The organism is Marinomonas sp. ABL3_031, assembly GCF_056161265.1.
The window spans coordinates 196,268-215,726 of sequence record NZ_JBSWYU010000005.1; the positions used below are offsets into that span (position 1 = coordinate 196,268).

Sequence of the window (19,459 nt, forward strand, 5' to 3'; positions counted from 1 at the left end):
TTTTATGGATCCAATTTTGTGGATATTAGCTTTCTATTTTTGATTTTTGTTTTATATTGGATCCAATAGATAAAAATAACAAAGCAGGAGTCAACCAATGAAACAACAAACCTATCCTAAAAATGCGTGGTATGTTGCCGCCATGGCGGAAGAGGTAGCGGGCAGCAAACCTCTTGGCCGAAAGATCTGTGGTGAAAGTATTGCTTTTTATCGAGCCGAAGAAAATCAAATCGCGGCAGTATTGGATTTTTGCCCTCACCGTGGTGCCGCTCTGTCACTAGGCTATGTAGAAGATGGTTTACTAGTATGCGGATATCATGGCTTAAAGATGGGGGCAGACGGAAAAACTCAAGCCATGCCTTTACAAAGGGTCAAAGGCTTTCCGTGTATGAAGTCTTATGCGGTGGAAGAAAGATATGGCTTTATTTGGGTTTGGCCGGGCGATCAAAGTAAAGCAAATAAAGATTTGATTCCCCATCTGGAGTGGGCAGTCAACCCAGAGTGGGCTTATGGTGGCGGTCTTTATCACATCCATTGCGATTATCGCTTAATGATAGATAACCTCATGGATTTAACTCACGAAACCTATGTTCATGCTTCCAGCATTGGGCAAAAAGAAATTGATGAATCTCCAGTCAGTACGGAAGTGGATGGTGACAAGGTTATTACCAGTCGTTTTATGGAAAACATCATGCCACCGCCATTCTGGCAAGCCGCTCTACGTGGCAATGGTTTAGCGGATAATGTACCTGTGGATCGTTGGCAAATTTGCCGTTTTAGTCCGCCATCTCATGTCATGATAGATGTGGGAGTAGCGCATGCAGGGCATGGTGGTTATCAAGCGGATGCTAAATACAAAGCCAGTAGTACGGTAGTGGATTTCATTACACCAGAAACCGAAACGTCGATTTGGTATTTTTGGGGAATGGCTCGACATTTCAAGCCAGAGGATAAGGCTTTGACCGACAGTATTCGTGAGGGGCAAGGTAAAATATTTGCCGAAGACCTAGAAGTGCTGGAAAGACAACAAGAAAATTTACTCGCTTTTCCCGACTATGATTTACTAAAGTTAGATATAGATGCGGGGGGCGTTCAATCGCGTAGAATCATTGAACGTGTTATTGCTGAAGAAATGACTCAGCAGGTTGCGCAAACAAGTGACAAACCTTTGCAAGTCATTACTTTTTAAGCGTACGAGAAGGCAGTGAGTATGATTCCAGTAGTAGTAAAAAATCGTGTGATGGAAACTCAAAATGTGGTGCGTTTGGTATTGGCTCGATCAGACGGAAAGAGTTTGCCAAGTTTTTCGGCTGGTGCCCACATTGATATTCATCTCCCTAGTGGCTTAATTCGACAATATTCACTTTGTCGACTGCAAGTGGAGCCCGAGTATTATGAAATTGCTGTGTTAAAAGATCCTCAATCTCGCGGAGGATCTCTTGAAGTGCATAATCTTATGATTGGTACTGAGTTAGCAATCAGTGAGCCTCGTAACCATTTCCGGTTACAGCAAGGTCTGGGGCACGTCTTGCTTATAGCAGGTGGCATTGGGGTCACGCCTTTATTGCCAATGGCGCAGACTTTACAACAAGGGAGTCGGCCTTTTGACTTTCATTATTGTGCCAAGTCGCCCAATCAAGCAGCTTTTGTCGAAGCACTGGAAAGAGGTAGCTTTGCTGACAAAATGCACTTTCACTTTAGCCAGGTAGAAGGTTCTGGACGAATGGATTTGGTGAGTGTGCTGTCACGACATGCGGTTGGCAGCGAGCTTTATCTTTGCGGCCCAGCTGATTTTATTACCGCAGTATTAACTCAGGCAAGAATGTTGGGGTGGAGTGAAGATAGGTTGCATAAGGAATTCTTTGCTGCCCCAGAACAAGATGATCTTGCAAGCGACAACGAGATTTTTCAGGTGAAAGTTCGCAGTACAGGAGAGCTTATTACTGTGACACCCGACCAGAGTATGTTTGAAGCGCTGGATGCACATGGTGTTTATCTTCCTGTATCTTGTGAATCTGGCGTGTGTGGAACCTGTCAAACTGCTGTTATTTCAGGCACGCCTGATCACAAAGACGTGTTTTTGACTGAACAGGAAAAGCGAAGCGGCCAGTGGGTTATGCCTTGCTGTTCAAGATCGAAATCCGCTATTTTGGAATTGGATTTATAACCTACTTTTACCAATAACTCACAGCCTTCATCGGGATGCAAAATAGGGATGTTTTACATTGAGTGATGAAGGCAGCGATGCTATTATTTGCTCCCGTCCTGAAGGTGCATTGATTTGCGCCATCAAATTTTATTTTTATCTATTTTTAAGGCGGGCTAAACACTCATGGCGACACGATATATTTTCGTAACAGGTGGTGTTGTATCATCTCTTGGTAAAGGATTGGCATCCGCTTCTTTGGCGGCCATTCTTGAGTCTCGTGGGCTAAAAGTCACCATGTTAAAACTGGATCCTTACATCAACGTTGATCCAGGTACTATGAGCCCTTTCCAACACGGTGAAGTGTACGTTACTGAAGACGGCGCAGAAACCGATCTTGACCTTGGCCATTATGAGCGTTTCATTTCCACTAAAATGGGCAAACGCAATAACTTTACCAGTGGTCGTGTTTATCAACATGTTCTGAAAAAAGAGCGCCGTGGTGAATACCTTGGTGGTACGGTACAGGTTATTCCTCATATTACCGATGAAATCAAACGTCGTGTGATTGCGGGCGCAGAAGGCGCCGATGTGGCTTTGGTGGAAATCGGTGGCACAGTGGGTGACATTGAGTCGCAACCTTTTCTCGAAGCCGTTCGTCAATTAAAAGTTGAACTTGGCTCTCATCGTGCTTTGTTTATGCATCTGACTTTGGTTCCTTATATCCGTACTGCCGGTGAAACCAAAACCAAACCCACTCAGCACTCAGTAAAAGAGTTGCGTTCTATCGGTATTCAACCTGACATTCTAGTATGTCGTTCCGAGGTGTCTATCGAGGCACCTGAGCGTAAGAAGATTGCTTTGTTCACCAATGTGGATGAACGTGCTGTTGTGTCTCTCCCAGATGCTGATACCATCTATAAAATTCCGCAAATGTTAGCTGACCAAGGTTTGGATAGCTTGATCGTGCAACGCTTTAATCTGGATTGCAACATTGCCGATTTGGAAATCTGGAACAAGGTAGCACAAGCAAAATTGAATCCAGAAAAACAAATCAACATTGCCATGGTAGGTAAATACATGGAATTGTTGGACGCTTATAAATCTTTGATTGAAGCCATGGATCATGCGGGTATCCATGCTCGTACTAAAGTAAAACTGCACTACATAGATTCTGAAAGCATTGAAGAAAATGGCACTGATGTACTAACCGATATGGACGCAATTCTAGTGCCTGGAGGTTTTGGCGAACGTGGTGTAGAAGGGAAAATTTTGACGGCTCAGTATGCTCGTGAAAACAAAGTGCCTTACCTAGGTATTTGTTTAGGTATGCAAGTAGCGGTCATCGAATTTGCTCGTAACGTAGCAAATCTACAAGGTGCGCACAGTACCGAGTTTAATCTAAAAACAGAGAATCCAGTTGTTGGTCTGATTACAGAATGGACTAACGCAGAAGGTTCCAAAGAAATCCGGTCAGAGGAATCCGATCTGGGGGGGACTATGCGTCTGGGTGCGCAAAACTGTAATCTTACGGAAGGCACGAAAGCTTCCGAAGCTTACGGCAGTGCAGTCATCACAGAGCGTCATCGTCACCGTTATGAAGTAAACAACTTTTATGTGTCTGCGTTAGAAAAGGCAGGTCTGACGATCTCGGGTCGTTCAGAAGACAATTCTTTGGTTGAGATGGTCGAAATCGCCGATCATCCTTGGTTTGTCGCCTGTCAATTCCATCCAGAATTTACGTCAACACCTAGATACGGTCACGGCTTATTCAGTGCTTTCGTTCACGCGGCATTGAAATATGCAGGAAAAGAAAAATAAGTAAAGAAAGGGATGAGCAAGGCGTTTGTCTTGCCAAGGCTTTTCTAAAGCAAACAAGCTGTTTGTGATTTTTTATCTATTTAAAGAGGTTTGTTATGAGTCAAATCGTTGATATCAAAGCACGTGAAGTATTGGATTCTCGTGGTAACCCTACCGTCGAAGCGGATGTGATTTTGGCTGACGGTTCTGTTGGTTCTGCTTGTGCGCCTTCTGGCGCATCAACCGGTTCTCGCGAAGCTTTGGAACTACGTGATGGTGATAAAAGCCGTTACCTAGGGAAAGGTGTTTTAAAAGCTGTGGCTGCTGTAAACGGCCCTATCCGTGATGCCTTGATCGGTAAAGATGCATTGGCGCAAGCAGATTTAGATAAAACCATGATCGAATTGGATGGCACAGAAAACAAATCGACTTTCGGTGCCAATGCGATTCTGGCGGTTTCTTTGGCTGCTGCAAAAGCCGCTGCAGCGTCTAAGAAAGTTCCTTTATACGCTCACATTGCAGACCTAAACGGTACGTCTGGTCAGTACTCAATGCCAGTACCTATGATGAACATCATCAATGGTGGTGAGCACGCCGACAACAATGTTGATATTCAAGAATTCATGGTTCAGCCAGTGGGTGCGCCGAACTTCCGTGAAGCGTTGCGTTACGGTGCGGAAATTTTCCACGCACTTAAAAAAGTATTAAGTGCTCGTGGTTTGAACACGGCCGTGGGTGATGAGGGTGGTTTCGCACCAAATTTATCTTCTAATGCTGAAGCTTTGGCGGTAATCAAAGAAGCGGTTGCTGCGGCTGGATACGAGCTAGGCAAAGACATTACTCTAGCGATGGACTGTGCGGCGTCTGAGTTCTATGAAGAGGGTAAATATAATCTGAAAGGTGAAAACAAAGTCTTCACTTCAGAAGGTTTCTCAGATTACCTTGCTGAACTGTGTGAAACATACCCAATTGTTTCCATTGAAGACGGTTTAAACGAATCAGATTGGGAAGGTTTTGCTTACCAAACTAAGATTCTTGGCGACAAGATCCAATTGGTTGGTGACGATCTGTTCGTAACCAATACGAAAATCCTGAAGCGTGGTATCGATGAAGGTATCGCTAACTCTATTTTGATTAAGTTCAACCAGATTGGTTCTTTGACGGAAACTCTGGAAGCAATCAAGATGGCGAAAGACGCTGGTTACACAGCCGTTATTTCTCATCGTTCTGGCGAAACAGAAGATGCAACCATTGCCGATTTGGCGGTGGGTACTGCGGCGGGTCAAATTAAAACCGGTTCTTTGTGCCGTTCTGACCGTGTTGCTAAGTATAACCAATTGTTGCGCATTGAAGAGCAATTGGGTGGCAAAGCACCTTACAATGGTCTTTCTGAGATCAAAGGTCAGGCGTAATATCGCCTTGATCTGAAAAAGGGAGAACTCAGTTCTCCCTTTTTTTATTTTTTTTTAATGCGATTCCTTTGATAATAGGAAAATGGGTTTTCAGCATAGAGGATATTATGGCGCGTTTGTTATTGGCTCTTTTTGTCTGTGCCATTGGTTATCAGTGTTATCACTTGTATTTTGGCGAGCAAGGCATTAAGCGACAAGAAGGGTTGGCAAAGCAAATTGCTTATCAGGAGCGCATTAATCAAAGATTAAAGCATCGTAATGATGCTTTGCGTGCGCAAGTGGAAGACTTGCGTCTAGGCGAAGAGGCAGTGGAAGAGCATATTCGAACTGAGCTGCAATACATAAAAGAAGGGGAAGTGTTTTATCGTATGGTGGAAAAAAAATGAGTCAGCTTTTATGGGTTATTATTCCCGCGGCTGGAGTGGGCAAGCGTATGCAGGCAAATTGCCCAAAACAATATCTACAGTTAGCCGGAGAAACCATACTTGATCGTACTATTGGCGTGTTTTTAGCGCATCCACACGTTGCGGGAGTTGCAGTAGGATTGAGTGAAGAAGATGACTATTGGTCTGAGTCTAAATGGGTGAGGCACCCCAAGGTAATGACATTTATTGGTGGTGCTGAGCGTTGTGATACCGTGCTGCAAGGTTTGCTGTGTATTCAGTCTCAAATCAGCGACCCAGAGCAAGCCGTATTGGTGCATGATGCAGCGCGACCTTTGTTATCCCAACAGGCATTAACGCGTATTATAGAACACAATGCAGGACAAGGTGCCTTGTTGGCCATGCCATCTCGAGATACGGTTAAACAGCAAACAAACGATACCGCTCAAGTATCGTCAACCCTAGACAGAAGTCATATTTGGTTGGCGCAAACGCCACAGAAATTCCCATTCAACGCATTGCAAAAAGCGCTAGAACTGGCGGCTGAGCAAGACCTCACGGTAACGGATGAGTGTTCCGCTATGGAACTCATGGGTTGGCAACCTGATTTGGTTATGGGTGAAAACAGTAATATTAAAGTGACCTTGCCGGAAGATTTATTGATTGCGGAAGCCTTATTTGCGCATCTGCAACAGATTGATCCGGTCTAAGAGAGGAAGGATTATGTTGCCATTTCGTATTGGTCATGGTTTTGATGTACATAAATTTGGTGAAGGTGACCACATTATTTTAGGGGGTGTGCGTATTCCTTATGAGCGCGGGTTGATCGCTCATTCTGATGGTGATGTGGTGCTTCATGCGTTAACTGACGCTTTATTAGGAGCGGCGGCTTTAGGGGACATAGGCAAGCATTTTCCCGATACGGATGCTGCGTTTGCCAATGCAGACAGTCGTGTATTACTAAAACGTGCTTTTGCTGAAATCAAAACCTTAGGTCATAAAGTGGGTAATGTAGATGTGACCATATTGGCGCAAGCGCCTAAAATGCGCCCACATATTGATGGCATGCGCGCTCATATTGCAGAAGACTTAGACTTGCCCGTAGACAGAGTTAATGTCAAAGCCACCACCACAGAAAAGCTTGGTTTTACTGGGCGTAAAGAAGGCATTGCGGTCGAAGCGGTTGCTTTGCTTTATCAATGACAGAAAGGACATTTATGAATACTGATTGGCATTATGCTTGGTCAAAACCTTCTAATACAGGCGATCTAAAAACTTTTGCTCAGGACTTTTACGTTGAAGAGCAATTGGGGTTCGAGCCGGATGGGAAGGGTGAGTTTTGTTATGTATTCATCGAAAAGAATGGGGTAAATACGGATTTTTTAGCCAAGCGTCTTGCGCAGCTTGCAGGCATTGCGCCTAACAAGGTGACTTACAGTGGTGTAAAAGATCGTCATGCTTGTACCCGTCAATGGTTCTGTCTGCATACACTGAACCAAGAGCCAGATTTAAGTGACATACAGCAGGCTTTTCGTGAGCCCGAAAGTGTGCGTGTAGTCGCGCAATTAAAACACTCAAAGAAGCTTAAAACGGGCACCCATTTTGCCAACCGTTTTGTGATTCGTTTGCGTAATGTCGATGGCGATTTAGCGGAGTTGAATGCGCGTTTACAGCTGATCAAGCAAGCGGGTGTGCCTAACTATTATGGCCCACAGCGTTTTGGGATTAACGGAAATAATCTGCATAACGGCAAAGACTTTGTGCTCAAAGGGCGGCAAAGTCGTCGCAAATTATCTAAGACAGAATCTTTTTGGTTGTCCGCGATTCGTTCATGGTGCTTCAATCAGGCCTTAAGTGATCAGGTAGCAAACGGCATGTGGGCGCGCTTGTGTGATGGTGACATTGCTCAATTTCAGCACCATGAAGAACAGTTTCGGGTTCAGCAGATGTCGGCATTAATGCACCTCAAAGTGCAGCAAGGCCAGATCAGCCCTGTGTTGCCGTTATTGTGTGAAGGTTGGCAAGCTGGTACGGGAGCTGCACGTGAAGCGGCCATAAAAGCCTCACTGGTAGACTCTTGGTCTTTAGTAGAAGGATTAATGAGCTTTGGATTGTCACGTGATAGTCGTTTAGCCAGATTGATGCCGATGAACATGGCCTGGGAATTGCTAAATGAGAGAACCGATAGTGCTGAAAAGCCACAATTGATTTTAGAATTCTCGTTGCCGAAAGGTTGTTTTGCAACCAGTGTGTTGCGCGAGATGTTGGATTTTACCGATAAATCTGCTGAGAAACTTCATGAGAATATTGATCGCGAATGACGATGGTATTGATGCATTAGGTATTAAAACTCTTGCTCGTCATTTATCAGCGCAATACGGCACCTTATTGGTGGCTCCCGATCGAAATCGCAGTGGTGCGAGTAATTCACTGACTTTAACCCGTCCCTTGCAACCCAGTAAAGTTGCTGAGCATGCTTATAAAGTCGATGGCACGCCAAGTGATTGTGTGAATCTGGCGTTGTCTGGGGTGATTGATGGACAAGTCGACATTGTCGTCTCTGGTATTAATCATGGCCCCAACTTGGGCGACGATGTGATTTATTCTGGTACCGTAGCAGCGGCGATGGAAGCTAGGCATCTAGGGCGTCCAGCTTTGGCGGTATCATTAGTGGGTACGCATCATTTTGATAGTGCTGCTCAGGTTGTCATGGCCCTATTAAAGGATACGCATACCCTGCAAATGCCAGCGGGTGTGTTATTGAATATCAATGTGCCGGATTTGCCATATGAACAAATCAAAGGCTTGAAAGTGACCAAGTTAGGGTATCGCCATCAAGCGCAAGCCCCCATTTCTGCTCAGCATCCAAGAGGCTTGCCGAGTTATTGGATTGGTGCATTGTCAGAACCTTATGATGCTTCACCTGGGACAGATTTTGATGCAGTGGCCAATGGTTATGTATCCATTACGCCGATACATACCGATATGACTTGTTATCAAGCGAAAACCTCTCTCGAAAAGTGGATTGATGTTGTTACCTTATGAGCCAATATGATCTCAATGGTTTAGTCACTCATACTGAACCTCGTGCTTCTAGTATGATCCAGCAATTGCAACAGCAGGGCATAACTCATCCTGAGCTATTGGCTTTGATGGGGAATATTCCACGTCATGACTTTGTGGAACCTGCTTTTTCTCATTTGGCCTATTCAGCAACTTCTTTGCCGATCGGACGAAATCAAACCATCAGTCAGCCATTAACGGTAGCTCGCATGACGGAATGGCTATTGCATCATGCGCGACTAGGCCGAATATTGGAAATCGGTACAGGGTCTGGTTATCAGACCTGCATATTGGCTCATTTCTTTAACAAGGTGCACACCATAGAGAGACAACAAAGTCTCTATTCAAAGGCGCGTCAGCGTTTGGCAAGTATGGGCATTAAAAATGTAGAGTATCTATTTGCTGATGGTCAGGCGGGTTGGCCACATAAGATTGAAATGGATGCGGTTATTATTACTGCGATGGCCAGTAAAATTCCTTTGGCTTTAACCAATTGCTTAAAAGACAGAGGCATACTCATTATGCCAATCGATCATCCAACACCTCAAATTGGCTGCTGGCGTAAAGAAGGTGATCATTGGAAATGTTTGGGGAGCGAAGTGGCTTCTTTTGTCCCATTATTAGAAGGAATGGAACATGCCTAAATGGCTAAAAATATATTTAAGTGGTGCCTTGATGGGCGCTGCTGATGTGGTTCCCGGAGTGTCTGGTGGAACCGTCGCCTTTATCTTAGGTATTTATGATAGATTGATTGCGGCACTTAGTGGTGTCAATAAAGACAGTTTAATGATGTTGTTTAAAGGTAATATCAAAGGCTTATGGCGTCATTTTGATGGAACTTTTCTGTTTATTTTAGGAACAGGTATTGCCACAAGTATTTTTTTCATAGCTGGGGTGATTACTTACTTGCTGGCTGAGTATCCGGTATTTGTGTGGAGTTTCTTTTTTGGTTTAATTTTGGCCTCAGCGATATTTTTGCTACAGCAGATTAAGGGCTTTACGGGGCGTCATTTGTTGGCGCTTTTAGTGGGAATCGCCGTTGGTGCTAGTTTGTCTTTGTTGGTGCCTACTCGCTTGGAGACCAGTCATCTGATGGTTTTCTTTGCCGGTATGATTGCTATTTGTGCGATGATTTTACCTGGTATTTCAGGCAGTTTTTTGCTGTTGATCATGGGGCTTTATGGTTATGTCTTAAGTGCCGTGAAAAATTTGGATTTACTGATTATTGGTATTTTTGCTTGTGGTGCTTTGATTGGCTTGTTGAGTTTTTCTAAGTTATTGAATTTTATGCTTAAACGAGCCCACGCTATGACTTTATCTGTATTGACTGGCATTATGCTTGGCGCTTTAGTGAAAGTTTGGCCATGGAAAGAAACATTACGCTGGGAGCAGATAGGGGATAAAAATTTGCCTGTGGAGAGTCATTTGATGCTGCCTTGGCAATTATCGAATTATCATTTTACGACGGATTTTTTGTTGCCAATGATTCTCATTTTAATTGGTTTTTTGGTGATTTTTTGTTCACGTTACATTTATTTACGAAATGAAGACAAAAGATAATAAACGCTACAATTCTATGGTTTGAGGGATAAATTATTCGCCAGTGGGATTTACAGAAGTCATCAAAATCAGTTCTGACTAATTGGTTAGGGCGACTGGTTTTGTCGTGTTTTTTTCTATCTGGTTGTTCCTATCAGGTGCTGCATTTTCCAGATAAAAACCTATCGTCTTATTCGTCTAGTCATGCTCGTGAGTCGTCCTTACCATCTTCTGGTTATCATCGAGTAAGTAGTGGCGACACCCTGTTTTCTATTGCTTTTCGCTATGGTTTGGATTATCGAGCCTTGGCTAAGGCGAATAATATTAGCGCTCCTTATACCATTTACCCGAATCAAAAAATTCACCTTAGAGAGGCTAAATCCTTGGCCGCAACTCAAGCGAAAGCCACACCAAAAGTGAACACAAAATCGTCACAAGTTATTGCGAAATCGGCTTCTTCAACTGCTGCTCAAGGGGCTTCTCCGGCGACTACAAAAATTTCCACTCCAGTTACAAAAGACATCAAATGGACTTGGCCAGTTGATGGTGAAGTGAAGAGGGGGTTTTCAAACGCTGGGGTTAGTAGTAAAGGTATAGACATCAAGGCGCAGAAAGGTGTTTTGGTGAAAGCTGCAGCAGATGGAATCGTTGTGTATGCAGGCAGCGGTCTTATTGGTTATGGAAATCTGGTGATCGTAAAACATGATGATGTTTATTTGAGTGCATACGCTTACAACGAAAGAATAATAGTTAAAGAAAAGCAAAGTGTTCGAGCAGGTGATTCCCTTGCTGTAATCGGTGGTAAGGGGGCGGATAGACCCTTGCTTCACTTTGAAGTTCGCCGAGATGGACAGCCGATTGACCCGTTAGATGTATTACCCAAAAATTGAGTAAAAACTGACGTTTTAAGGAGGGGGGGTATGAAGTTAGCAAGTATGGATAAAAGCGCAAACAAAGTCTCTAATGTACGAGATTTTGACCTTGATACACTTGATGATTACGAAGAAGATGTAGTGGATGAAGAGTTTGAATCTGCCGTTAATGCTCGTTATGCAGATCACAATGATTCTTCTTCGAAAAGTTTAGACGTCACTCAGTTGTATTTGAGTGAAATTGGTTTTTCACCTCTTTTGTCGGCCGAAGAAGAGGTACATTTTGCGCGATTGGCTTTGAAAGGTGATGAACAAGCACGTAAGCGTATGATTGAAAGCAATCTCCGTTTAGTGGTTAAGATTTCGCGTCGTTATTTGAACCGGGGATTATCCTTGCTTGACTTGATTGAGGAAGGCAATTTAGGTCTTATACGAGCCGTTGAAAAATTTGATCCTGAGCGAGGTTTTCGCTTTTCTACTTACGCTACTTGGTGGATTCGTCAGACCATTGAACGGGCCATCATGAACCAAACTCGTACCATTCGTTTACCTATTCATGTGGTAAAAGAGTTGAACGTATATCTGCGCGCAGCCCGTGAGTTGACGCAAACCTTGGATCACGAACCCAGCCCAGAAGAAATTGCCCAGAAACTGGATTGCCCAGTAGAAGACGTGCAAAAAATGTTGAGTCTGAATGAAAAAATCAGTTCAATTGATGCATCATTTGGTGGCGAAAATAACGACAAAAGCTTGGTAGAAGTGTTGGCCGACGATTTACACCAAGGACCTGAAGCGGATCGACAAGATGGTGATGTGTTACAAGGCATTGAGCAATGGCTTGATGAGTTAAGTGAAAAACAGTGTGAAGTGATCACGCGCCGTTTTGGCTTGCGTGGACACGAAGCCAGTACGCTTGAACATGTGGGCGCTGAAATTGGTTTGACACGTGAAAGAGTCCGTCAGATTCAGGTCGAAGCACTGCGCAAATTGCGTTTGATATTAGACAAAGAAGGTCTGTCTTTGGATGATGTGATTGGTATGCAAGGCTGATTAATCAGCCACTTATAAAAAATGCCCAAGCCGATACTGCTTGGGCATTTTTTGTTGTTTATTATCTTTGCTGATTTGTGTTGCCTATTAGCGATGTGTTTAAGTTTTTATTCTTGTTCGGCTTTTTCTGTGCTTATGTCGTTGATGTGTTGTTGTATTAGTGCGGTGTATTTGTCTGACATGCCTTTTACTTCGTAAGCTAACACTTCTTCATCACCCTCTTCGATAATGTCTGGTAGGCTGGTGAAAACGCGATTCTGAATTTGTGACAGAGTAAAAATGTCATCGGTAATGACCAGTTTATTGGTATGTTCTGTATTACGAATTTGTGCCACTTTTTCTAACAATTTGGTAATTTTCTCTGGTTCTAACTTGTCTTCTTTGATCATGTGCGAAATATGCACATTACCTTGATGTAAACCTAGGTGGAATTCGAGTTTGGGTGCTGCTTCGTAGAGCGTATTTTCATACAGTTTATCTACCAAACCAATAAAGAGCTGAGCCGTACTAATCGCATTCATATAAAGACTGTCTTCGCTATGTTCTGCACTGAACAGAATGATAGCGGCGTCATTCTGATATTGATGAACTTGTCCTAAATAGGTCTCACTGGCTTGAAACATAGCGCGATAAATGGGGGTTAGTAAGTTGGCCACCTGAAGTGGGGGCAAAGATTCGCGCCATGTATCTAGATTTAGAATATCGAAATAGAGTAAGCAGCTACGTTGTTTGGATTCCTCAAAAATGGCGTCAAAATTGATTTCAAATTGCGCTTTTTCAATAGCGGATTGACTGTCATCAGTGCTTTTTGTCTCTTTCTCTTCTGATAATTCTAGATTGTCAGTGCTGTGACTGATTGTCTTAGCTTTTTTACGCGGGCGTGTTTCAGTAACAGCTTTGTGGAGCTGTCTGGCTTCTTTATAAATTGGTTCATCTAGAGCGGTTTGACGTTGCTTCTTGTCTAAATTGACCATGGCATCGGCAATGTCATTGATTGGGTTAAACAGCCATCGAGTGACTAAGACAATGAGTAAGAGAGCAATGGTTGAGACGAAAATGGCTACACCAATCAACAAATGATTTAAGTGTTGAAGAGTGGCTTGAGAAGGTGTTCTGTCTAATGTGATGAGCACATGGCCAACAATTTCATCACGAAATTTAATGCTTGAACTGTAAACTCGGCGTTGCTCATTAGGACGCAATTCTTCCTCTTTGGTGAGGCTTGTTACACCACTGCTGTCTGCCTCGGCAAGCAGTTCGTCTTTTTTATTGTAGACCCGGGCGCTGAGAATGTTTTCGTCTACCACTAAGCGATTCAATAATACGTTCAAACTCAGTAAGTCGTTGGTGAGTATTGATTGTGTGGCATTGAATGCAGCTTGGGTGGCAAGACTACTGCCTAAGACTTCAGTTTGTTGATTGAGGTAATTGCCCAGAGCATGGGTCATTGTGTACCAAAAAATGGAGACGGTTAGCACCATTAGGCTAAGAAAGGTTGTGACGGTAACGGTTGCAGCACTGAGTCTTTTTCGAACGAATGCGGAAAAGGCCTGCTTTTTAGATAGGGTTTCCATTCAAATCCTTTGGTGCTTACTCACAGAACAATGACTTAAGTATACACATGATAACGGCGATTTTCTGTTTTCTTAAGCCCAGATGCTTGCATTTTGTAAAGTTTTTATTTTTCTAAACTTTTTGGCTTTGACTACAATATCAATAATTTAGGACAATGTAATTCTTACTTAGCGAAAGTTAGGCGATTTGTTATAGTAGGCGCCACATTGAATGAGGAAGTCCTATGTCAGCTAGTATTACTCTGATCGGTGCTTTTAGTGCTGAATATCTAGAGCAATTTCAAACTTGGTTATCGGATCGTCAACTGACGGCAAATGTGCGCATTTTGTCCAATGAAGACGACGCTATCAGCGTGGCGCAATGGCAAATTTTGTCGCCAGTGTCTGATCATAGTGAGATGCGAGAGGATTTACTTAAGTTAGCTGATAACACTGGTATAGATCATATCTTGCAAACACAATGGGTGGATATTCATAAAGCGGGTGTGGCGGTCTTTGATATGGATTCTACTTTGATCAAAGCTGAAGTGATGGATGAGTTGGCTGTTGAGGCAGGTATTGGTGAGCAAATTGCTGCGGTTACGGCCAGCGCCATGCGTGGCGAGATTGATTTTGTCGAAAGTTTTGTGCAGCGCTTGGCGCTACTTGATGGCTTAAGTAGTGAGGTGATGGATGGCGTGTATCAACGTATTGAACCAATGGATGGTATTGCACGCCTAATGAAGGTGTTAAATCACTTTGGTTGGCATACTGCGATTTTGTCCGGCGGTTTTACCTATTTTGCCGATCGTGTTAAAGATGCTTATAAGATGAGCGAAGTGCATGCCAATGTGCTTGAAATCGTTGATGATAAACTCACAGGTAAGCATTTAGGTGAGATTGTTGACGGTGCTAGAAAGAGATTTCTATTGGAAAACATTGTCACTCAACAACAAGTGGATTGGTCGCAAACCATTGCCTGTGGTGATGGTGCAAACGATCTATTAATGTTGAATAAAGCGGCCTTGGGGGTGGCTTTACATGCTAAGCCTATGGTCCGTGAACAGGCGCCTTGTCCGATGAATCAATTAGGTTTAGATGGTATCTTATACCTTTTGGGTATGACTTCTGCCGAAATTTGCGAGATAAATGATTAAACACAGCTTATTTTGAATAGAAAGTTGTAAAGATATTATATTGATGACTACTGTCTGCAAGGAAAGCTGGTTATGATTTCACACTATAATAATAAACTCGCATGAGGTGATGTTTTGTCTGAACTTAAGTTATCGGATATCGATCTTAATTTATTGTACGTATTGCATGTTCTGATAGAAGAGCAAAATGTGACCAAAGCCGCGGCACGTTTGAAGGTATCACAGCCTGCAGTTAGTCGTTCACTATCACGTTTGCGTGATGTATTTGATGACCCATTGTTCATTCGTACCTCGCATGGATTAAGTGCCACCGCGAAAACGCAAAGTTTGCAGCCGTTTTTAACGGAAACCTTGAAGTCTCTCGAGAGCCTGATTCAGCCGGTTGAATTCGATCCTGCCACAAGTGAGCGCCGCTTTCGCTTATCCACCACAGATTTTGGTACTTTAACCGTATTACCAAAAATTCTGGATCAATTTCGACAAGAGGCGCCCAATGCCGTTTTGGATGTAAAGTCTTGGGATGAAGACATGGTTGGGCAACTTGATCAAAGTAACATTGACCTTGCTGTTGCTGTGTTGTCTAAAGAACCGCCTGCAGGGATTCGAGCAATGCGATTGCAGAGTGATCAAATAGTGTGTTTGGCACGTAAAGGTCATCCTTTGATTGGCGATACATTAACCTTGGATGCCTATCTCAATGCAGATCATGTTCAAGTGGTACTTGGGCGGCGAGAGTTTTTTGCCGTAGACAGAGTGCTAGATAAATTAGGACACAAGCGTCATGTGGCGGTTCATCTGCCCAACTTTGTACCCGCGGCACGAACGGTCATGGACAGTGATTTGCTGCTGACTGTACCGCGTTTGTTTGCGGAAGATATGGTGCAAACCGCATCGAATATTGTGTTACATGAATTACCCTTTGAAACCCGCAGTTTTGATTACTCCATGATTTGGCATGAAAGTGTTCAACATGACGCCGCTCATATATGGTTTCGCGGCTTATTAAGACAAGCTTTTTTGCAGGCGACTCAAGTTTAATTGTTTAGGTTAGATAAACGCGTTATCCATTCTTTGGTTAACACCTCAACTAGGCTGTAGCGTCTTAAGGTCATGGCTTCGGCTAACTGGTCAAAGTTTTCCTCCAAATAATCGTGCAGTATGGTGTCTCTCAGTTTGATTAGATACTTCATTTGCTCAGCTTGCTCAAAGGTCACGTCTTTATTGCTAATCAGTGCCTCCAGGACATCTTCTCGCGATGATATTTCTACTTGATAATGGTGTTTTAGAACGTACCTTGCCAAATCCAGCATGGAGGCAACCAGTAACTGAAAGGAGTGTTCAATGATCATCATCTCATCATTGTCGTATGATGTGCTGTTTGCTTGCTTTCGAAAGCCATCCAAGCGTCTGATCATGCTGTGTTGATGTTCGTAGAGTGCGTTTTCCCAGTCTGGATTTCTCATTTTTACTTCTCCTAGAGGCTAAACGCACTGCACTCAGTGCGTTTTATTAGTGTAGGAGAGGAAATGAAAATTGCGAAATGAAACCTCTAGTTTGGTGATTAAAAACCACTAAAGGGATAAAAATCATAATGGATATGCAAGTCGATGCTCTGGCCAGCTTTAATGTGCAGGTAGCCATCGCTGTTGCTAGCAGCCAATAAAGCCCCAGAGCTTTGCTGTGGGTGAGGGTAGGCTTTGCCACCATCAATATGTACACGCAAAAATTCGTCTCGTTGAATGGCCTTGCTGCGTTCAAATCCTGCCTGAACAGCGAAGCCTTGAGGGCGATTAGCGGTTTTTCCAGCGCAAACAGACAAGAGTAGACGAGCAAACCAGTGAAAAGTGACTAAGGTGGAGCTCGGGTTTCCGGGTAAGCCGAGGAAAGGAGTGCCATTGAGCGTTGCATGCACTAAAGGTTTACCCGGTTTGATGGCAATCTTCCATAAATGCAATTGTCCGAGTTTTTCCAATACGGTTTTGACATGATCCTCTTCGCCCACGGAAACGCCACCTGATGAGAGAATGACATCACTGCAGGCTAAAAGCTGTTGCAGTGCTGTTTCCGTTGCGTGTGGGGTATCGGCTGCGTGTACAAGGTGACTGACTTGATGGCCTGCTTGTGTTACTAAAGCTTCTAGCATAGGACCATTGGAGTTGTATATCTGTCCGGTTTTCAGGCTCTGTCCCGCTGTGATCAATTCATCGCCTGTGGTTAAAATACCGACCTTTAAGCGACAATAGACCTTGACCTCAGTAATACCGAGACTGGCCAATAAACCAATCTGAATGGCTTGTAAGGTCTGACCTGCCTGCAACACCGTTTGTCCTTGTTGCATGTCTTGTCCTTTGGGACGCACATTGGCACCTTGCTCTGGTGCGACCAGAAAACGAACCTGGTCACCTGTAACCTCTGCGTTTTCTTGCATAATGACGGTATCCGCCCCAGCGGGAAGCATGGCGCCTGTAAAAATGCGCGTGCAACTGCCCGGCTCAAGCGAACTGGGAGCGTGTCCAGCGGCAATGCGCTGCGTGACTTGATAACGCTTGTCTGGTTGCCAATCTTGAAAGGCCAGCGCGTAACCATCCATTGCACTGTTGTTTGCGGGTGGAACATTAATCGGGGCCTTGATATCTTGCGCCAACACATGCCCCAGCGCATTGGTTAAGGCGAGGGTTTGGGTTTTGACTAAAGGGCGCGCGGACGCTTCAATGGCTGTTAATGCCGCTTCAAATGTCATCAATCCTGACATTAGGTCTGCGCTCCATTTTGCTCATTGGCAGAATAAGGGCCCAGTAACATGCCGACAAAATTACAAGGTTTATGAGTGGCGTTAAGTTGCTCTTTGAGAATGCCATTCCACGCCGTCCGACAGGCGCCTGTTGAACCAGGTAAACAAAAGATTAAGGTGCGATTGGCAAGCCCAGCGATCGCACGAGATTGAATGGTGGATGTGCCAATTTCGTCGTAGGAAATCTGACGAAAAAGTTCACCAAAGCCTTCAATGGTTTTATCAAATAATGGGGTCATGGCTTCTGGGGTGCTATCACGGGCATAAAAACCAGTGCCTCCCGTAATGAGTACTACATGAGTTGTCTCATCAGCAATCCATTGTGATACCACAGCGCGCATTTGATAAACGTCGTCTTTAACGATTTTACGCTGATTCAAGTGGTGACCTGCATTGCTTAACATATCAATTAAGGCGTCACCGGAGGTATCTTCGGCTAATGTACGGGTATCGGAAACGGTTAAAACACTGATGTTCAGTGGTCGAAATGGAGTTGCTGTTTTCGCCATTGTGTTCCTTCTTAGCCGCCTGTTGCGCTCATAAAGCGAAGTATTTGCGGCGCTTCATCAAGATTGAAGTGATGTTGCTGTGGCTTTAAAGCCAAAGCGTCAATAATACCAGCTTGTAATAACTGGCGGTCATTAGGGTGAGATCGTAAAAGCGATTTCAGGTCTTTCGAATGTTCATTGCCGAGGCAGAGTAATAAACGGCCTTCTGCGGTGAGGCGAACACGATTACAAGTATCGCAAAAATTGTGGCTGTGTGGAGAAATGGTACCAATACGATTTTGGTAGCCTTCTACCTGGTAATACCGAGTTGGGCCGCCAGTTTTCATTGTACTAGAAGTGAGTTGATAAGTTTGTTCTAAACTGGCAATGACATCATCGCTGGACATGTAAGTCGCCGCTCTATCGTGGTCGTGGATCACGCCCAAGGGCATTTCTTCTATGTAGCTGATGTCCAAACCTCGACTCAGGGCAAAGTCTGCTAAATCGGTTACTTCATCATCATTGCGGCCTTTGAGAATAACACTATTGAGTTTGAGGCGTTTAAAAGGCAATTGCGCCGCGTTTTCTATCCCATCAATGACTTGTTGAAATTTGTCTCGGCGCGTTAGTTGATAAAATCGTTCAGCCTTTAGCGTGTCCAAGCTGATGTTGATGCGTGATACACCAGCATTGAGTAAAGCTGGGGCCATTTTAGCCAATTGAGAACCGTTGGTGGTAATAGTGAGTTCATCTATCCCTGGTGTGTTGGCGATTTGTTCAATGGCCCACAAAATGTTTTTGCGAACTAACGGCTCGCCGCCTGTTATACGAATGCGTTTGGTGCCCATGGCAATAAAGGTTTGCGCCACAAAGACAATTTCTTCTAGCGATAATATGTGTTCACGGGCTAAGAAAGAAACGTCTTCGTCCATACAATAGGTGCAACGAAAATCACATCGATCGGTAACCGAAATGCGTAAATAATCAATTTTGCGACCAAAAGGATCGATCAATTCAGACATGGCTAAGACATTTTTCCCACTTGCAGAGTGTCATAGAAACAAAAAAGACCTGTGTTAGTAAAGTAGCAAGGTGGTTTTCGCAACATTTATTCAAGGAATTCATATTTTATCTGAATTTTCGGATCGTGGCATGAGGTAAAAAACGTCATAATAAGAGACAATTATTTTTGTCTAGGAGTGGCA

20 protein-coding genes are annotated in these 19,459 nt (G+C 43.9%); 15 read left to right on the forward strand and 5 right to left on the reverse strand.

Features of this window, described 5'->3' with window-relative positions; translation table 11 throughout:
* The first annotated feature begins 97 nt into the window (after positions 1 to 97).
* The 13 genes from ACXAH2_RS08210 (at position 98) to rpoS (ending at position 12,265) form a co-directional block, all read left to right on the forward strand.
* On the forward strand, positions 98 to 1,189 hold the full coding sequence (locus ACXAH2_RS08210) for a Rieske 2Fe-2S domain-containing protein (protein ID WP_475077770.1): 1,092 nt from the start codon (positions 98 to 100) through the stop codon (positions 1,187 to 1,189).
* A gap of 21 nt (positions 1,190 to 1,210) precedes the next feature.
* Complete coding sequence (locus tag ACXAH2_RS08215) at positions 1,211 to 2,167, forward strand: PDR/VanB family oxidoreductase (RefSeq protein WP_475077771.1); 957 nt, start codon at positions 1,211 to 1,213, stop codon at positions 2,165 to 2,167.
* Positions 2,168 to 2,332: 165 nt separating this feature from the next.
* Positions 2,333 to 3,967, forward strand: coding sequence for a CTP synthase (locus ACXAH2_RS08220; RefSeq protein ID WP_475077773.1), 1,635 nt, complete (start codon positions 2,333 to 2,335; stop codon positions 3,965 to 3,967).
* A gap of 95 nt (positions 3,968 to 4,062) precedes the next feature.
* Positions 4,063 to 5,358, forward strand: a complete 1,296-nt coding sequence (eno, locus tag ACXAH2_RS08225; protein ID WP_475077775.1) for a phosphopyruvate hydratase — start codon at positions 4,063 to 4,065, stop codon at positions 5,356 to 5,358.
* Between the two features lie 107 nt (positions 5,359 to 5,465).
* Positions 5,466 to 5,744: a septum formation initiator family protein gene (locus ACXAH2_RS08230; RefSeq protein WP_475077777.1), complete on the forward strand. Its 279-nt coding sequence runs from the start codon at positions 5,466 to 5,468 to the stop codon at positions 5,742 to 5,744.
* Positions 5,741 to 6,451: a 2-C-methyl-D-erythritol 4-phosphate cytidylyltransferase gene (gene ispD / locus ACXAH2_RS08235; RefSeq protein ID WP_475077779.1), complete on the forward strand. Its 711-nt coding sequence runs from the start codon at positions 5,741 to 5,743 to the stop codon at positions 6,449 to 6,451. The genes ACXAH2_RS08230 and ispD overlap by 4 nt, the downstream gene beginning before the upstream one ends.
* 13 nt (positions 6,452 to 6,464) lie before the next feature.
* Positions 6,465 to 6,944, forward strand: a complete 480-nt coding sequence (gene ispF, locus ACXAH2_RS08240) for a 2-C-methyl-D-erythritol 2,4-cyclodiphosphate synthase (RefSeq protein WP_475077781.1) — start codon at positions 6,465 to 6,467, stop codon at positions 6,942 to 6,944.
* A 14-nt stretch (positions 6,945 to 6,958) separates the two neighbouring features.
* The gene (gene truD, locus ACXAH2_RS08245) at positions 6,959 to 8,062 is read left to right on the forward strand and encodes a tRNA pseudouridine(13) synthase TruD (protein ID WP_475077782.1); all 1,104 of its coding nucleotides are present in this window, start codon (positions 6,959 to 6,961) and stop codon (positions 8,060 to 8,062) included.
* The gene (gene surE / locus ACXAH2_RS08250; RefSeq protein WP_475077784.1) at positions 8,040 to 8,786 is read left to right on the forward strand and encodes a 5'/3'-nucleotidase SurE; all 747 of its coding nucleotides are present in this window, start codon (positions 8,040 to 8,042) and stop codon (positions 8,784 to 8,786) included. Before truD ends, surE begins: the two co-directional genes overlap by 23 nt.
* Positions 8,783 to 9,448, forward strand: coding sequence for a protein-L-isoaspartate(D-aspartate) O-methyltransferase (locus ACXAH2_RS08255; RefSeq protein WP_475077785.1), 666 nt, complete (start codon positions 8,783 to 8,785; stop codon positions 9,446 to 9,448). The genes surE and ACXAH2_RS08255 overlap by 4 nt, the downstream gene beginning before the upstream one ends.
* Positions 9,441 to 10,364: a DUF368 domain-containing protein gene (locus ACXAH2_RS08260; RefSeq protein WP_475077786.1), complete on the forward strand. Its 924-nt coding sequence runs from the start codon at positions 9,441 to 9,443 to the stop codon at positions 10,362 to 10,364. The genes ACXAH2_RS08255 and ACXAH2_RS08260 overlap by 8 nt, the downstream gene beginning before the upstream one ends.
* A gap of 101 nt (positions 10,365 to 10,465) precedes the next feature.
* Positions 10,466 to 11,233: a peptidoglycan DD-metalloendopeptidase family protein gene (locus tag ACXAH2_RS08265; RefSeq protein ID WP_475077787.1), complete on the forward strand. Its 768-nt coding sequence runs from the start codon at positions 10,466 to 10,468 to the stop codon at positions 11,231 to 11,233.
* A 30-nt stretch (positions 11,234 to 11,263) separates the two neighbouring features.
* Positions 11,264 to 12,265 carry an RNA polymerase sigma factor RpoS gene (rpoS, locus tag ACXAH2_RS08270; protein WP_475077788.1) on the forward strand — a complete coding sequence of 334 codons (1,002 nt, stop codon included), beginning with the start codon at positions 11,264 to 11,266 and terminating at the stop codon, positions 12,263 to 12,265.
* A gap of 107 nt (positions 12,266 to 12,372) precedes the next feature.
* Here rpoS and ACXAH2_RS08275 read toward each other — a convergent pair whose 3' ends face one another.
* Positions 12,373 to 13,839 (reverse strand): AhpA/YtjB family protein, encoded by a 1,467-nt coding sequence (locus ACXAH2_RS08275; protein WP_475077789.1) that lies wholly within the window; start codon positions 13,837 to 13,839, stop codon positions 12,373 to 12,375.
* Between the two features lie 224 nt (positions 13,840 to 14,063).
* Here ACXAH2_RS08275 and serB point away from each other — a divergent pair, with 224 nt between their 5' ends.
* A complete protein-coding gene (gene serB / locus ACXAH2_RS08280; RefSeq protein WP_475077791.1) occupies positions 14,064 to 14,975 on the forward strand; it encodes a phosphoserine phosphatase SerB in 912 nt (303 codons plus the stop codon).
* A 114-nt stretch (positions 14,976 to 15,089) separates the two neighbouring features.
* A complete protein-coding gene (locus ACXAH2_RS08285; RefSeq protein ID WP_475077792.1) occupies positions 15,090 to 16,013 on the forward strand; it encodes a LysR family transcriptional regulator in 924 nt (307 codons plus the stop codon).
* Here the strand turns inward: ACXAH2_RS08285 and ACXAH2_RS08290 are convergent.
* From ACXAH2_RS08290 to moaA, 4 genes are all read right to left on the reverse strand, one after another.
* Positions 16,010 to 16,438: a HepT-like ribonuclease domain-containing protein gene (locus ACXAH2_RS08290; RefSeq protein WP_475077794.1), complete on the reverse strand. Its 429-nt coding sequence runs from the start codon at positions 16,436 to 16,438 to the stop codon at positions 16,010 to 16,012. The genes ACXAH2_RS08285 and ACXAH2_RS08290 overlap by 4 nt on opposite strands.
* Positions 16,439 to 16,536: 98 nt before the next feature.
* Entirely contained in the window at positions 16,537 to 17,727 is a 1,191-nt protein-coding gene (locus ACXAH2_RS08295; RefSeq protein ID WP_475077795.1) for a molybdopterin molybdotransferase MoeA, read from the reverse strand.
* Positions 17,727 to 18,275, reverse strand: coding sequence for a molybdenum cofactor biosynthesis protein B (gene moaB / locus ACXAH2_RS08300; protein WP_475077797.1), 549 nt, complete (start codon positions 18,273 to 18,275; stop codon positions 17,727 to 17,729). The genes ACXAH2_RS08295 and moaB overlap by 1 nt, the downstream gene beginning before the upstream one ends.
* Before the next feature lie 11 nt (positions 18,276 to 18,286).
* Positions 18,287 to 19,276, reverse strand: coding sequence for a GTP 3',8-cyclase MoaA (gene moaA / locus ACXAH2_RS08305; RefSeq protein WP_475077798.1), 990 nt, complete (start codon positions 19,274 to 19,276; stop codon positions 18,287 to 18,289).
* Between the last annotated feature and the right edge of the window lie 183 nt (positions 19,277 to 19,459).

What these genes read in the sequence shown, in the direction of transcription:
- ACXAH2_RS08210 (WP_475077770.1), top strand. Translation starts at nt 98, where the DNA reads ATGAAACAACAAACCTATCCTAAAAATGCGTGGTATGTTGCCGCCATG.
- ACXAH2_RS08215 (WP_475077771.1), top strand. Translation starts at nt 1,211, where the DNA reads ATGATTCCAGTAGTAGTAAAAAATCGTGTGATGGAAACTCAAAATGTG.
- ACXAH2_RS08220 (WP_475077773.1), top strand. Translation starts at nt 2,333, where the DNA reads ATGGCGACACGATATATTTTCGTAACAGGTGGTGTTGTATCATCTCTT.
- eno (WP_475077775.1), top strand. Translation starts at nt 4,063, where the DNA reads ATGAGTCAAATCGTTGATATCAAAGCACGTGAAGTATTGGATTCTCGT.
- ACXAH2_RS08230 (WP_475077777.1), top strand. Translation starts at nt 5,466, where the DNA reads ATGGCGCGTTTGTTATTGGCTCTTTTTGTCTGTGCCATTGGTTATCAG.
- ispD (WP_475077779.1), top strand. Translation starts at nt 5,741, where the DNA reads ATGAGTCAGCTTTTATGGGTTATTATTCCCGCGGCTGGAGTGGGCAAG.
- ispF (WP_475077781.1), top strand. Translation starts at nt 6,465, where the DNA reads ATGTTGCCATTTCGTATTGGTCATGGTTTTGATGTACATAAATTTGGT.
- truD (WP_475077782.1), top strand. Translation starts at nt 6,959, where the DNA reads ATGAATACTGATTGGCATTATGCTTGGTCAAAACCTTCTAATACAGGC.
- surE (WP_475077784.1), top strand. Translation starts at nt 8,040, where the DNA reads ATGAGAATATTGATCGCGAATGACGATGGTATTGATGCATTAGGTATT.
- ACXAH2_RS08255 (WP_475077785.1), top strand. Translation starts at nt 8,783, where the DNA reads ATGAGCCAATATGATCTCAATGGTTTAGTCACTCATACTGAACCTCGT.
- ACXAH2_RS08260 (WP_475077786.1), top strand. Translation starts at nt 9,441, where the DNA reads ATGCCTAAATGGCTAAAAATATATTTAAGTGGTGCCTTGATGGGCGCT.
- rpoS (WP_475077788.1), top strand. Translation starts at nt 11,264, where the DNA reads ATGAAGTTAGCAAGTATGGATAAAAGCGCAAACAAAGTCTCTAATGTA.
- ACXAH2_RS08275 (WP_475077789.1), bottom strand. Translation starts at nt 13,839, where the DNA reads ATGGAAACCCTATCTAAAAAGCAGGCCTTTTCCGCATTCGTTCGAAAA.
- serB (WP_475077791.1), top strand. Translation starts at nt 14,064, where the DNA reads ATGTCAGCTAGTATTACTCTGATCGGTGCTTTTAGTGCTGAATATCTA.
- ACXAH2_RS08290 (WP_475077794.1), bottom strand. Translation starts at nt 16,438, where the DNA reads ATGAGAAATCCAGACTGGGAAAACGCACTCTACGAACATCAACACAGC.
- ACXAH2_RS08295 (WP_475077795.1), bottom strand. Translation starts at nt 17,727, where the DNA reads ATGTCAGGATTGATGACATTTGAAGCGGCATTAACAGCCATTGAAGCG.
- moaB (WP_475077797.1), bottom strand. Translation starts at nt 18,275, where the DNA reads ATGGCGAAAACAGCAACTCCATTTCGACCACTGAACATCAGTGTTTTA.
- moaA (WP_475077798.1), bottom strand. Translation starts at nt 19,276, where the DNA reads ATGTCTGAATTGATCGATCCTTTTGGTCGCAAAATTGATTATTTACGC.